Below are 12,953 nucleotides of genomic sequence, written 5' to 3'. Positions count from 1 at the left end.
AAAAAACTTAAATTAACATTAGGTCAATTTAAGTTTTTTATATGAATGTAGAATCTGTTGTTATTCTTCTTCCTCAGTTATAATTTCAGATATGGTTTCTGGTTTATCATAAGGGCGTTTTCCAAAGATTTTTTCAAGGTTATCTTTAAAAATAACTTCTTTATCTAATAATACTTCCGCCAACTCTGTGAGTTTGTCTTTGTTCTTTTCTAACAATTTAATGGCACGTTCGTATTGCTCTTCAATAATATCAGAAATTTCTTTATCTATAAGTTCAGCTGTTTTTTCACTGTAGGGTTTGGTAAAACCGTACTCTGATTGTCCAGAAGAATCATAATAGGTTAAATTTCCAACTTTATCGCTTAAACCGTAAACCGTCACCATAGCTCTGGCTTGTTTGGTAACTTTTTCTAAATCACTTAAAGCTCCTGTAGAAATTTTATCAAAGATCACTTTTTCTGCGGCTCTTCCTCCTAAGGCTGCACACATTTCATCTAACATTTGTTCTGGTCTTACAATTAAGCGTTCTTCAGGTAAATACCACGCAGCACCTAAGGAACGTCCTCTTGGTACAATAGTAACTTTTACTAAAGGCGCAGCATGCTCAAGCATCCAACTTACCGTGGCATGACCAGCTTCATGAAAGGCAACAGCACGCTTTTCAGAAGGTGTAATAATTTTATTTTTCTTTTCTAAACCGCCAATAATCCTATCAACAGCATCTAAAAAGTCTTGTTTATTAACTGCTTTTTTTCCTTTTCTAGCTGCGATTAATGCCGATTCGTTACAAACATTAGCAATATCTGCACCAGAAAAACCTGGTGTTTGCTTGGCTAAAAAATCAATATCTAAGGTTTCTTCTTTTTTAAGAGGACGTAAGTGTACTTCAAAAATTTCCTTACGTTCTCTAACATCTGGAAGATCGACATAGATTTGACGATCAAAACGACCAGCTCTCATTAAAGCGCTATCTAAAACATCTGCTCTGTTGGTGGCTGCGATAACAATAACGTTGGTGTTTGTGCCAAAACCATCCATCTCTGTTAAGAGCTGATTTAATGTGTTTTCGCGCTCATCGTTTGAGCCAGACATGTTATTTTTTCCTCTTGCTCTACCAATAGCATCAATTTCATCAATAAAAATAATTGATGGTGATTTTTCTTTGGCTTGTTTAAACAAATCTCTTACTCTTGAGGCTCCTACACCAACAAACATCTCAACAAAATCTGATCCAGACAAGGAAAAGAATGGTACTTGTGCTTCGCCAGCAACAGCTTTAGCTAATAGCGTTTTTCCTGTTCCAGGAGGTCCTACTAGTAAAGCTCCTTTAGGAATTTTACCACCTAAAGCAGTATATTTTTCAGGGAATTTTAGGAAGTCGACAATTTCTTGCACTTCTTCTTTTGCACCTTCTAAACCAGCAACATCTTTAAATGAGGTTTTGGTATCTATTTTTTCATCAAACAGCTTGGCTTTAGATTTTCCGATATTAAAAATCTGGCCACCTGCTCCTCCGCCTCCTCCTGAAGACATGCGTCGCATTATAAAAATCCAAACACCTATAATTAAGACAAAAGGTAAAATACCAATAAGAAAATCGCCCCAAACGTTGTGCTCAGTTTCATAAACTAAGGTGGTTTCGAGATTGTTTTCTCTAATAATATCGTTGACTTCTTTTTCAAAATTCTGAAGATCACCAAATTCAAACTTATAGTTTGCGGCAGTTGCAACAGACGGTAATATGGAGTTGGGTTTTGTCTTTTTGTGCTTAGCTTGTTGTTTCGCTTCTTGAGTTAGGTAAACACGAGCTTCTCTTTTGTTTACAATTTCAATTTTAGACACCTCTCCATCATTCAAATATTCTAAAAATTGAGCAGGAGTGGTTTGTTCACCTTGGTCACTATTAAATCCTCCAGAAAAAACCTGAATAGATAAAAATACAACAATGATGATTCCGTAAATCCAGTAAGGACTTAACTTTGGTTTTTTATTTAAATTTTTATTTTCTTTAGCCATTAGTAGCGTGTATCTTTTTTAGTAACTTGTTTCTATTTGGGTGGTTTTAGCATCTCCCCAAAGACTTTCTATATCGTAATATTCTCGGATGTGTTTTTGAAAAACGTGCACAACAACATTAACATAATCCATTAAAACCCATTCGGCATTTTCGGTACCTTCTATATGCCAAGGTTTATCATGAAGGGTTTTGCTAACTTGTTTTTGTATGGAACTGACGATTGCATTTACTTGCGTGTTTGAAGAACCTTCGCAAACAATAAAATAATCGCAAACGGTATTTTCTATCTCTCTTAAATCTAAAATGGTAATCTCTTTTCCTTTAACCTCTTCTATGCCACCAATAATTGTTGTAATGAGTTGGTCTGCATTGATTTTATCTTTCGTCATTAACTTGTATTAATTTTTGCAAAGTTATTATTTTTTTAGTTCTTGTAGGCTCTAAATGTCATAAGAAAACTATAAAATATAAATCGTTTTGCATGTATATAATCAAACTTAATGCCATTGACTCTACAAATACCTATCTAAAGGATTTGGTGTCCGTTGCATTACCTAAAGATTATACGGTAGTTGTAGCGGAGGAGCAGACCAAAGGACGCGGACAAATGGGATCGGAATGGGAGGCAGAACAGGGTAAAAACCTCACTGCAAGCGTGTTTAAAAGGTTGCCCTATTTTGATATTACGGAACAGTTTTACATTAGTATGGCTGTTTCTTTGGCAATTTATAAAGCATTATATAGCTTAAAAATACCGAAATTACAGATTAAATGGCCTAACGACATTTTGTCAGCAAACGCAAAAATATGTGGTATTCTGATTGAAAATGTCATAAAAAATAACAAACTCGAAGGTTCAGTGATTGGTTTCGGACTGAATGTAAATCAGAAATTTTTCAACAATTTACCTAAAGCGTCTTCAATGAGTTTACTCACTGGTGTGCTTTATAATAAAGACGAAGTACTTTCGGAAATCTTAAAACAACTAAAACTTTACTTCGATATTTTAGAATCTAAGGCATACGCTGAATTGGTATCAGAATATGAACGTCTTTTGTTTAGAAAAAATCGACCATCAACGTTTATAGCATCAGATAACTCAAGATTTGCCGGAATTATAAAAGGCGTTACCGAAAGTGGTCATCTCAAGGTTCTTGTAGAGGATGGAATTTTAAAAACTTTCGACCTTAAAGAAGTCCAATTATTATATTGAGAGTTTCCTTTTCTTAGTTTTGTTATTAAATAGCAGTTTTCATATTGCTGACCAAAGTTTCAATGAACTTGCCAATAGGTCCTTTTATCATCATGGCCATCATAGCATTAAATTCACCTTCAAAATGCAATTGAACATCCGTAGCCTTGGTTTCAGTTTCATTAATATCAGCAATTAAGGCAAAGTCTAATTTTCCGCCAGCAGCTCCCAAAACAATTCTACTGTTAGGAGTGGCTTCCTTTTTTTTCAAAATAATTTCTGGCATTCCTTTTAATGCGAATAGAAATTTGTCGTTTTCTAAGACTTCGAATTTGCTAATGTTATCTGGCATTAGTTTTTCAAAATTTTTAACATCAGATAGAAAATTGAAGGTTTCTTCTGCGGTTTTATCTAGGGTTACTTTTGGTGATTCTAATTTCATTTTTTTTATTTTTTTGTTGTTGCGTCCTTAGGTTGGTTTTTCTACCATAAATTATGTATCATAAAAAGAACCTAAAGCTTCGCAGTTAAATGACTTTACATCATGAGTATCAATTAGCGTTCCATTTACTAGGATTGGCATTCCATTGTGCTAAAATAGCTTGTTGTTCTTTGGTGATGTATAAGGTTTCTAAGGCTTGTTCTAACAAATTTTCGTAATTACCGAGCGTGTGTAATTCAACGTTTGCATCTTTAAAATTATGAGAAGCGACTTCAAAACCATAAGAGAAAATGGCAACCATACCTTTGACGTTGACTTCAGCTTCATTTAAGGCTTTTACAGCATTAAGACTGCTCATTCCTGTGCTAATTAAATCTTCTACTACAACTACAGTTTGTCCTTTTTCAATATAACCTTCAATTTGGTTTTGGCGACCATGCTTTTTAGCTTCGGGTCTTACATAAACAAATGGCAAGTTTAAATAATCTGCTACTAAAGCGCCAATACCAATAGCTCCTGTTGCAACACCTGCAATAACATCTGGTTTGCCATAAAGCGTTTCGATGTTTTTGGCGAGGGTTTCTCGGATGTAATTTCTAATTAAGGGAAAAGATAAAATAATTCTATTGTCACAATAGATAGGCGATTTCCAGCCAGAAGCCCAAGTGAAAGGTTCATTGGGTTGTAATTTTATAGCGTTAATTTGCAATAAAACTTCTGCTGTTTGTTTTGCGGTTTCTTTGTTAAAAATCATATTACAAAAATAATGAATTTTAAAGCATAGCATATTTTAAATAAAAATAAATTTCATTTCAAATCATTTCTCACAAAAAAGAATATTTTTACATGAGCAACGTTGAAACATGCCCAATTTATGTACACTATTTACGTCGGAGACAAGCCTATTTATTTAACTACTGAAGTGAAAAAGGAAACAGATTTTAAATCTTACCTTTTAAAATCTGTAAATATTGGTAAGGTAATTAAAACTTTAAATAATACAGATTTAAAAGCCGTTCATTTAGTTCATAAAAATCAAAAAAAGTTATTAGATACATTTTTAAAGTTACTTCCTAATGTTGTTGCAGGTGGCGGAAAAGTCTACAATGCTAAAGGTGATATTCTATTTATTTATAGGAATGATAAGTGGGATTTGCCTAAAGGAAAAACTGAGCGCAAAGAATCCATAGAAGAGACAGCGATACGAGAAGTTGAGGAGGAAACTGGTGTTTCAGGTTTAAAAATTGTAAGACCGCTCCCAACGACTTATCATATTTTTAAGCGTAATGGAAAGCACAGAATTAAAGTAACCTATTGGTTTGAAATGAAAACCGATTTTGAAGGTGAGTTGTTTCCGCAAGAAAATGAAGGTATTACCAAAGTAGAATGGTTAGATGCCCAATCTGCTCAAGATGCTTTGAAGAATAGTTATGCTAATATTCGGATTTTGGTTTAAGTTAGTTTTTTTGAATTTGTAAATGGTTTATTTAGATGCGTTTATGCTGTTGAATAGAGCTGTTGTTATTCGGGAATCCATAAAATTATCTAGGCTATATTTCTGATTTACCTCAATCTCAATACCCAAATAATTATTAGAAAATTGCTTTCTCAAAGACGTTGTAAATCCATCTGCCTTGCCTAAATAAGGATAATTGAAGCGTACCTTCAAACTTGAATTTTGTTCTAAAAGTGCTGCTTTAAAATCTCTACAAAACTGTTGTTCTGGTTTTTTAGAAGAATCATATAATAAACCAATATCACAATTTCTTTCGATGTTATTTAAAACTGGTGTAAAACTGTGTATGGATAAATGAAGTACAGCCTCACCATTGTTAATATAATGTTTGATGTTATTTTCAACATTTGTTCGGTATGGAACAGAATGCGTTTTTATAATGGCTGTTTTTTCACTTTTAGAAAGACTTTGTGTAAATTCTGAAAATAAATGTTGATGGTGTAAAGAGCGATTCAACTCAATTAACAAACGAGACGTTGTGCTAAAATAAGAGGCATCAGACAATAGTTCTAACGATTGAAATAAGTTTAACGCTCCTAAATCGTACCCACGATGTGTTTTTAAAATCGCTTTATTTTTGAAGTATTTCTCATACTTTTTAGGAATTTTATTGCCACCATGTTCGCACGTTAAAATGAGTTTCACGGATTAAATAACTGATTGGTTCTTAAACATGTCTGCAGGTCTTTATAGACGGAAATAATTTTAGCTTCAGAGGTGTCATTGCCAATAGCTTTTAATAATCTAGTAGCCAAAGTGCCTTCTTCTAAAATCAGTTCAATAGCCTTATGATGCGATTTATGTAGCTGTGGCTTTACGGATTTATACAAATGTTTCCAGACGTCTTTTACCGTCGTAACACGCTTTAATCCAAATAATCCTAAATAGTCTCTGTTTTCAATTTTAGAATCTTCAGCATGTTTTATGACATCATCTAAAATGAGAAATAAATCTTCTTTGGTCCATGTCTTTTGCTCATTCAGTGAACAGAATACTTTGTTTATGATTGCTTTTAAGACTTCAATAACCAACGCGCAAATGGCAATATCGGCTTTTGGACATTCTTGGATGTCCATTAATCTAATTTCAATAGCGTTACGATCGAAGCGTGCAATGGCTCCACGAGAATTAAGAAAGTTATGCTCTAAAATTCCAGCTTTATCAAAAGGTGCTATGGCTTTTTTTATAGGTTCAAAAATAGTAGCATGATAATCTAATTTTGAAAATGTACGTTCAGGAATTACCCAGCCTGTTAACTCCGGAATTTCTTTCTGATTGGTTTTATAAAATTCTAGTCGTGTATCTTTAAAACCTGTAATTTTTCCATCCAGAATAGGAGAACTTGCACACAAGCCAGGTGAAAGTGGTAATAGTATTCTTATTGCTGCGTGTAGTTTTTCAAATTCCTTATCGTCATAAAACGGTAAGTTAATATGTGTGCTTTGCACGTTGCTCCAACCATGACCTTTACAATTAAATATGGTGTTGTAAAGCGCATAGACCTCGCTGTAACTATGTTTCCAGAGTTGGGTGTCTGTATCCGGATTCATTAATGGATGAGAAGCCGCACCTAAAAGATGCAGATTTAAAGACTGTAAATGTTCTTCGATTTCTAGAATATTTTCATGAAATTTTTCAGATAAATCATCAATAGCTTTGGTAGGGCCATTTGTTTTGAGCTCAATAACGTGGCTCACAAGTTCGTTACTCCATGCAATTGCTCCATTATCTATATCTCCTGTTAGTTTTCCTGCTTTTTTTGTTAAGAGTTCATCTACTTTTGGGGCAACTTTGAAGGTTGATTTATCGATAAGCATATATTCGAGTTCAATGCCATAAACTTCGAATAAGTGGTATTTTTTAGTCATGAGTTTAATCTAATCGTTTTTTTAAAGCTAAAAGAATTTCGGTATAAATGGCGTCTCCATAATAGGCATCTTCAACACCAAAATCAATATTCGGATTGTCGTTAATTTCTATAACCATTAATTTGTCGTCTACCACTTTAATATCGATACCATATAAGCCTAAGCCCATTAATTTGGCAGATTTTAAAGCGATATCAATGACGTTTTTAGGGACATCTTTTATCGGTAAACAATCGGCATCTCCATCTTGTTCATTTTTGTCTTTAGCTTGCCAATTATAAATCTGCCAATGGCCTTTTGCCATATAATATCGGCAAGCGTAAAACGGTTTATGGTCTATAATACCAATGCGCCAATCATAGTCCGAAGGGCAAAACTCTTGCGCAATAATCAGATCTGATTCTTTGAGCATCTCTGTAACCAAAACATCAAACTCTTTTTTAGTTTTAGCTTTTTTTACACCGAACGAAAAGGTGGAATCAGGAGCTTTTAAAGCACAAGGTAAACCGGTTTGTTCTAATACCAAATCACGATTGTTGCTGTGAACGATCACCGTTTTAGGAGTACTAATATTGGCGTTTTGTAAAGCTTCTGCCATATAAACTTTGTTACAACATTTAAGAATGGCATCTGGATAGTCAATAATGGCAATACCTTCTTGTTGAGCTTTTCTTGCAAAAGTGTAGGCTTCGTTATTGACTTCGGTGCTTTGTCTTAAAAAAAGAGCATCAAACGACGGTAAGCGCGATAGGTCTTTGGGCTCAATAATTTCCGCGTAGATATTCATGCGTTCAGCGATCTCAATAAATTTTTTCAAAGCTTTTGCATTGCTCGGTGGAGCAGGATCGTTTGGATTAACCAAAATGGCCAAGTCAAAATCATAGGTGCTCACCTTTGCAGTATCGTAACGTTTTTTAGCAAAATATTGGTTTGCAAATTCATTGACACTGAACAGATGTTCTGCTGGAATTTCAGATTCAGAAATGGCTTTAATACTTTGTATATTCCACTTGGTTGTGTGGTTGAAGTTGACGCGCAAAAACGGTACTTGAAAATGTTTGTAAAAAAGTGTGCTTAGGTTTTTGTATTTCTGCGCCACATTTTGACCAAAGTAGATGCTTAAAGTAAACTCACGCGATTTTATATTTTAAAGACTCTGTTGGATAACATCATCAAACTCATCGGAGACGATTCTAACCAGCTTTAAAGCTTTAATATCCACTATGTTTTTTGTGGTCGGAATTGGTAAATGACCTCTGGCTTCTGCCAAAAGTCACACATAATAACCTTTAGATTGGTATGAGTAATCTTTACAAAGATTAAAAATCCGTGCGTTTTTTAAAAGCGAATACTTGGGATTTGTAAGATAATCTTGGGAGGAAATTACGGTGATGTTATCAATTGAAAAGTTCCATTTTTCAGGTTGATTTACAACAATGTATTTATTCATTTAGAGCGCATTACGCTATCATAATTTTAAGTAAAATTATACTATTTTTTGATTGGTTTTACAAAGTGGAATAAATCAATATTTTGCATCACTTACCTCATTTTTTAGTTGAAATAACTTAAATATTTAGGTTTATTTTTTTTAAATAATTTTTTTATATTGGGAACAATGAATCTAAGATATGCTAAGGAAATTAGTTGCTGAAGTAAATTATTTTAAAGAGATACAGGCAATTTTTATTGCTTTTTTTCTAAAGCTTCCAAGCGTTTTAAGATTGCGGAATTAAGATTTACTAGTTCTTCATTTTGTTTTTGAAGTGTTTCAATTAGCGCTTGTTGTTCTTGAACAGCTTTTACGGTTATAGAGATGAAATCGTTGTAACGAACTCCATACATACCTGCATCATCTTTAGATATAATACCGTTGTTTTTATCACCAACATTAATTAAAGCTTGTTCTAGCTCTTGGGCAATAAAACCATATTCTGTTTTTCCTTTTTCGTCATTATTTCTAATATAAGATACAGGTCTAAGCGTTTGTAAAAAATCTAAACCTAAACTAGCGTCTGTTATATTTTCTTTCCATCTTCGGTCGGAGGTGGTGGTCCAGGCAACTTGTGTAGTGGCTAGTGTAATTGCTCCGTTACCGATACGTATTTGATTAGAACCACCTGCTGTGCCTACTTGAGCCTGAAAACCAACAGCAGTATTATTACTTCCAACAGTAATATTGTTACCTGCCTGATAGCCTAACATCGTATTTGATGCACCACTAGTTAAAGCTTCACCAGATCTATAACCAATACCTGTATTAAAACTACCAGTAGTATTTCGATATAAAGCATCTGCACCTACAGCTGTATTTTGTTGACCAGACGTATTAAATGATAGAGACTCATATCCAACGGAGGTATTAAAAATTCCACTACTTGGACCTCCGTTATTACTTCCTAGAGCATTCATGCCCAGACCTGTGCTAAAGTTTCCTGTATTGTTGCGTCCTGCTCCTGTACCAAAAAAAGAAGTGCCAGATATATTGCCAGCGCTGTTTTGCATGGCTTGAAAACCAACTGCTACGTTAGAGTTGGCAGCAGCATTATTTAGGTTTGCTAATGCTTGAAATCCGATTGCCATATTATTAGGTGAATTAACATTGGCGCGCATGGCTTGAAATCCAATAGCAATATTATTACTCGCGGCATTGTTTATCATGGCTTCGAAACCAATGGCAATATTATTAAAAGAAGTTCCGGAGCCAGCACCAGCATTCCAACCAATCCCGATATTTGCAGAACCAGCATTATTTGTTAGAGCATTATAGCCTACAGCTACATTTTGTATTCCATTAACTACCGCTGATAATGTATTTGTTCCGATCGCAGTATTGTCGTTTCCGCTTACATTATTTGAGAGCGATGCTAATCCTAACGAGGTATTTGTGGTCCCAATTCTTCCTGCTGGTAAATTGAATCGTCGAAACGAAACATCAGCATCATTTATAGAACCTATAAAACTAGCCGCTGTTACGCCAGTATTACCATCTAAAAGCCAGCCTGAGCCACCAAATCTAACCCACGGACCAGTTGCTGTTAATAAGTAGTAATAACCAGGTTCAACAATGCCATTGCTGGTAGTGTTATATACAATTTCAGACGCAGTAGGAGTTACTACCGTTAGCGTTGTTAAATTTGTTAAAGCTACTTGTGGTATCAACAAACCATCTGTTGCGGAGGTAATGTCAAGTGCACCATTTGGTGCAGTGGTTCCAATTCCGACTTGAGCATGAAGCGCCATCGAAAAAATAAGAATAAATAATAGGCTTGAATAGAATTTCATAACTAGGGAATTTATGTTTCAAAAATGAGAAATAGTCTTAAATGTTTTTTAGATATTTCGCTCTCTAAAACACCAAATGCCTGCTATGTTTCATTTAGTTGAATATAGACAAAGATTTTGAATAGTTTAGGTATTTTTTGGTTACATGAACCATACAATCTAATAAGATGTCTTTCTTTTGTTGTTTTATTCAGTCCTAATCTTGGTCTGTATGGTGTTCAATGTGTTTCAGCCCCTTAGAGAACTCATAGAAAAACAAACAATGTTGTGCTAATGTAGTGGGTTATTTTTTGTAAGTATGATATTATTTTAAGAATTTTAAAATCAAATCCTCATAATATTAGTTTTTAATTGTCATTTCTTTAATTCTGGGATCTTAAGGTGTTCAATGATATTAACATTTTGAAACCACTTTTGTTGCAGTTAGCGCTTTGTTTTAATCCGATAAACAGGATACTGCAAATGCTCCTTCTCATAATTTTTACTTTGTTTATGTAACCAATCTAATTGTGCATACCAGTTATTAGCGAAGTCTTCATCATAACTAATTTTTACGTTATACTCTATTTGAAGGGTCGGGTTTTCTTTTAAAAGTTGTTGGGCTTTGTCTTCCCAAACATAGGGTGAAAAGCCTTCTTTTTGTTGTAGAATGGTGTCGAAGAAGTTCCAGTTAAAAAAGGAATCTGGCGCTGTTGGCTCAAGAGTTTCGAGTAAATAGCGTATGGCTTTTTGATTGGTAGAAATGAGATAATCCCCTTTTTTAAAAGTTATTTTTTCATCTGATGACTTTACAGTGGTATTATAATGTAGATAATGGCCTTCGTAAGCTGATGTTCTGGTTTTGTAATTTGCTATTTTGTAAGACTCAACAGTAAGTATGGTATCGTTTTTTAGTGGTACGAATTCTACATTATTCAATCGTAATACATCCATCACATTATGCCAACCTTGAGGAATGATGTAAGCCTTTGGAATGGTCACAGTATCTGTTGCTTTAAAATAATTCTGATACGTAATGTCTTTTGTAAAAGGTTTCGATCTATCGTATTTTAATCGTTTTGCTCCTGTGAGTTCACTGGGTATCATATTCCCTTCATAACCTTTAAATTTTAAGATTGAAGATTTGGTGGTGTCAACAGTCCAAGCTAAAGGGTAGCTTTGTCCTGCCGACCATAATGCGCTTTGTTCTTTTCTGAGCTGTGCGATTTTGTCTCCTTGTTCTTCGGTAATCTCAATCATGCTTTTCATCAATTCATAAGTCCCTTCCACACGTTGTTTATAGGGTTTTAGCATGTGTGTTTCTATCATCATTCCTACCGTATTGAACAAGGTCGTATAACCTGTAGAGTAACGAGGTGTATCTAAAAACTGAGTAAATCCAGAATCTGGTGTGCGATTAAACACATTAACATAAGGTGTAATGTCCCAAGATTTGGCTTCTAGTTTTTGTTCTAGTGTTGGCATTATTTCAGTATGCATAAAGGCTCCAAGAGGTCCACCCAATTTGTTATGCTGTGTAAATAAATGGGTGAGCGTATATTGATAATCGGCACCATTGCTCACATGATTATCAATAAACACATCTGGTTGTACCAAATGAAAAATTTGAGCAAAAGTTTTGGCGTTTTTGGTATCTGATTTTATAAAATCCCGATTCAAATCATAATTACGAGCATTACCACGAAAACCATAGGCTTTTGGTCCATTTTGATTGGTTCTGGTGGTTGAATTTCTATTTAAACTACCTCCAACATTATAAATAGGTATCGTGACTAAAATGGTGTTTTTTGGAGCATCAATTTTACCTTGAACAAAATCTCTAAACAGCATCATCGTCGCATCAATACCATCTGATTCACCAGGATGAATGCCATTATTGATTAATATAATTCTATTGTTGGTTCTTAATGTTTCGTAGTCATTACCAGAATTATTCATATTTAAAGTTGCTATATGGAGCGGTTTGCCAGAATCAGTTTCACCGATGTCTCGTATGGAAATTTCAGAATAGGTGTCGGCTAAGTCTTTGTAATATTGAATCGTTTCGTCATAAGTAGCAGTTTCAAGTCCTTTACTTTTTTCGAATATTGTGGTGAAATCGAAGTCAACGTTTTTTTGTTTTGAATCTTGTTGTCCTGTTTTGTCTGCACAAGATGTTATGAATAGTAATAGAATTAATAATTTTTTCATTTCGTTTCTTTTATAAATCTTGTAAATAAACAATCGTCTGGATCGCCATATAACTGTGATATTACATAATTATCATTTTTTTTGAATAACTTCCAATGGTTTCCGACTCTGTTAATTGAAGTATAGACTCCTTTGTTTTTTATTTCCCAAGTACCTATACCGCTAACTAAACTGATTGTATCAATATTAAAATAATTTAGTGTGTGATTTGTTATATCAGAATAAATTAAATTTCCATCTGGTTTTAATTCTATATAGGCAACACTATTTTCATAGCCTTTTACATAATCAATAGTTCTTTTTTCAATTTTGTAGATTCCACTAACATTTTCTGCGGTAATCTGTTCATTTATAACATCTAAATCTGAATTAAAAGTACAAGGTATTAAATAACAACTTTGTACGATAAGAAATAAAAAAAGCCACATTTTTTTCATATTCAA

The 12,953-nt window shown here is 34.0% G+C and carries 11 protein-coding genes and 1 pseudogene; 2 read left to right on the top strand and 10 right to left on the bottom strand.

The genetic code is table 11. The features are described 5' to 3' along the window. Positions 1–60: 60 nt before the first annotated feature. Both ftsH and rsfS read right to left on the bottom strand, forming a co-directional pair. Complete coding sequence (ftsH, locus tag AB8B52_RS11370) at positions 61–2,016, bottom strand: ATP-dependent zinc metalloprotease FtsH (RefSeq protein WP_406028181.1); 1,956 nt, start codon at positions 2,014–2,016, stop codon at positions 61–63. Between the two features lie 18 nt (positions 2,017–2,034). Beyond that, on the bottom strand, positions 2,035–2,406 hold the full coding sequence (rsfS, locus tag AB8B52_RS11365) for a ribosome silencing factor (RefSeq protein ID WP_406028179.1): 372 nt from the start codon (positions 2,404–2,406) through the stop codon (positions 2,035–2,037). Between the two features lie 92 nt (positions 2,407–2,498). Here rsfS and AB8B52_RS11360 point away from each other — a divergent pair, with 92 nt between their 5' ends. After that, the gene (locus AB8B52_RS11360) at positions 2,499–3,230 is read left to right on the top strand and encodes a biotin--[acetyl-CoA-carboxylase] ligase (protein ID WP_406028177.1); all 732 of its coding nucleotides are present in this window, start codon (positions 2,499–2,501) and stop codon (positions 3,228–3,230) included. A 25-nt stretch (positions 3,231–3,255) separates the two neighbouring features. On the opposite strand, the gene AB8B52_RS11355 is transcribed toward AB8B52_RS11360, so the two are convergent. Together AB8B52_RS11355 and pyrE are read right to left on the bottom strand one after the other, a co-directional pair. Beyond that, positions 3,256–3,651: an SRPBCC family protein gene (locus tag AB8B52_RS11355; protein ID WP_406028175.1), complete on the bottom strand. Its 396-nt coding sequence runs from the start codon at positions 3,649–3,651 to the stop codon at positions 3,256–3,258. A gap of 109 nt (positions 3,652–3,760) precedes the next feature. Next, positions 3,761–4,405, bottom strand: coding sequence for an orotate phosphoribosyltransferase (gene pyrE / locus AB8B52_RS11350; protein WP_406028173.1), 645 nt, complete (start codon positions 4,403–4,405; stop codon positions 3,761–3,763). A gap of 120 nt (positions 4,406–4,525) precedes the next feature. Here pyrE and AB8B52_RS11345 point away from each other — a divergent pair, with 120 nt between their 5' ends. Further along, positions 4,526–5,107 carry an NUDIX hydrolase gene (locus AB8B52_RS11345; RefSeq protein WP_406028171.1) on the top strand — a complete coding sequence of 194 codons (582 nt, stop codon included), beginning with the start codon at positions 4,526–4,528 and terminating at the stop codon, positions 5,105–5,107. 27 nt (positions 5,108–5,134) lie between these two features. Here the strand turns inward: AB8B52_RS11345 and AB8B52_RS11340 are convergent, their stop codons facing one another. From AB8B52_RS11340 to AB8B52_RS11315, 6 genes and pseudogenes are all read right to left on the bottom strand, one after another. After that, positions 5,135–5,812 (bottom strand): N-formylglutamate amidohydrolase, encoded by a 678-nt coding sequence (locus AB8B52_RS11340; RefSeq protein WP_406028169.1) that lies wholly within the window; start codon positions 5,810–5,812, stop codon positions 5,135–5,137. Further along, positions 5,809–7,035, bottom strand: coding sequence for a glutamate-cysteine ligase family protein (locus tag AB8B52_RS11335; RefSeq protein ID WP_406028167.1), 1,227 nt, complete (start codon positions 7,033–7,035; stop codon positions 5,809–5,811). Before AB8B52_RS11335 ends, AB8B52_RS11340 begins: the two co-directional genes overlap by 4 nt. Positions 7,036–7,039: 4 nt before the next feature. Further along, a pseudogene (locus AB8B52_RS11330) lies at positions 7,040–8,485 on the bottom strand (RimK family protein). A gap of 236 nt (positions 8,486–8,721) precedes the next feature. Further along, positions 8,722–10,320 (bottom strand): tail fiber domain-containing protein, encoded by a 1,599-nt coding sequence (locus tag AB8B52_RS11325; protein ID WP_406028165.1) that lies wholly within the window; start codon positions 10,318–10,320, stop codon positions 8,722–8,724. A 423-nt stretch (positions 10,321–10,743) separates the two neighbouring features. Continuing rightward, entirely contained in the window at positions 10,744–12,510 is a 1,767-nt protein-coding gene (locus AB8B52_RS11320) for a M14 family metallopeptidase (protein ID WP_406028163.1), read from the bottom strand. Beyond that, the gene (locus tag AB8B52_RS11315) at positions 12,507–12,947 is read right to left on the bottom strand and encodes a hypothetical protein (RefSeq protein ID WP_406028161.1); all 441 of its coding nucleotides are present in this window, start codon (positions 12,945–12,947) and stop codon (positions 12,507–12,509) included. The genes AB8B52_RS11320 and AB8B52_RS11315 overlap by 4 nt, the downstream gene beginning before the upstream one ends. Between the last annotated feature and the right edge of the window lie 6 nt (positions 12,948–12,953).

Origin of the sequence: Winogradskyella sp., assembly GCF_045105575.1 — a bacterium.
Taxonomy (GTDB): domain Bacteria; phylum Bacteroidota; class Bacteroidia; order Flavobacteriales; family Flavobacteriaceae; genus Winogradskyella.
Note: the sequence above shows the minus strand (reverse complement) of the source record. Positions and strands in the feature narration are given on the sequence as shown.

Excerpts from the sequence above, each read along its gene's own strand:
- ftsH (WP_406028181.1), bottom strand. The coding sequence starts at position 2,016 with ATGGCTAAAGAAAATAAAAATTTAAATAAAAAACCAAAGTTAAGTCCT.
- rsfS (WP_406028179.1), bottom strand. The coding sequence starts at position 2,406 with ATGACGAAAGATAAAATCAATGCAGACCAACTCATTACAACAATTATT.
- AB8B52_RS11360 (WP_406028177.1), top strand. The coding sequence starts at position 2,499 with ATGTATATAATCAAACTTAATGCCATTGACTCTACAAATACCTATCTA.
- AB8B52_RS11355 (WP_406028175.1), bottom strand. The coding sequence starts at position 3,651 with ATGAAATTAGAATCACCAAAAGTAACCCTAGATAAAACCGCAGAAGAA.
- pyrE (WP_406028173.1), bottom strand. The coding sequence starts at position 4,405 with ATGATTTTTAACAAAGAAACCGCAAAACAAACAGCAGAAGTTTTATTG.
- AB8B52_RS11345 (WP_406028171.1), top strand. The coding sequence starts at position 4,526 with ATGTACACTATTTACGTCGGAGACAAGCCTATTTATTTAACTACTGAA.
- AB8B52_RS11335 (WP_406028167.1), bottom strand. The coding sequence starts at position 7,035 with ATGACTAAAAAATACCACTTATTCGAAGTTTATGGCATTGAACTCGAA.
- AB8B52_RS11325 (WP_406028165.1), bottom strand. The coding sequence starts at position 10,320 with ATGAAATTCTATTCAAGCCTATTATTTATTCTTATTTTTTCGATGGCG.
- AB8B52_RS11320 (WP_406028163.1), bottom strand. The coding sequence starts at position 12,510 with ATGAAAAAATTATTAATTCTATTACTATTCATAACATCTTGTGCAGAC.
- AB8B52_RS11315 (WP_406028161.1), bottom strand. The coding sequence starts at position 12,947 with ATGAAAAAAATGTGGCTTTTTTTATTTCTTATCGTACAAAGTTGTTAT.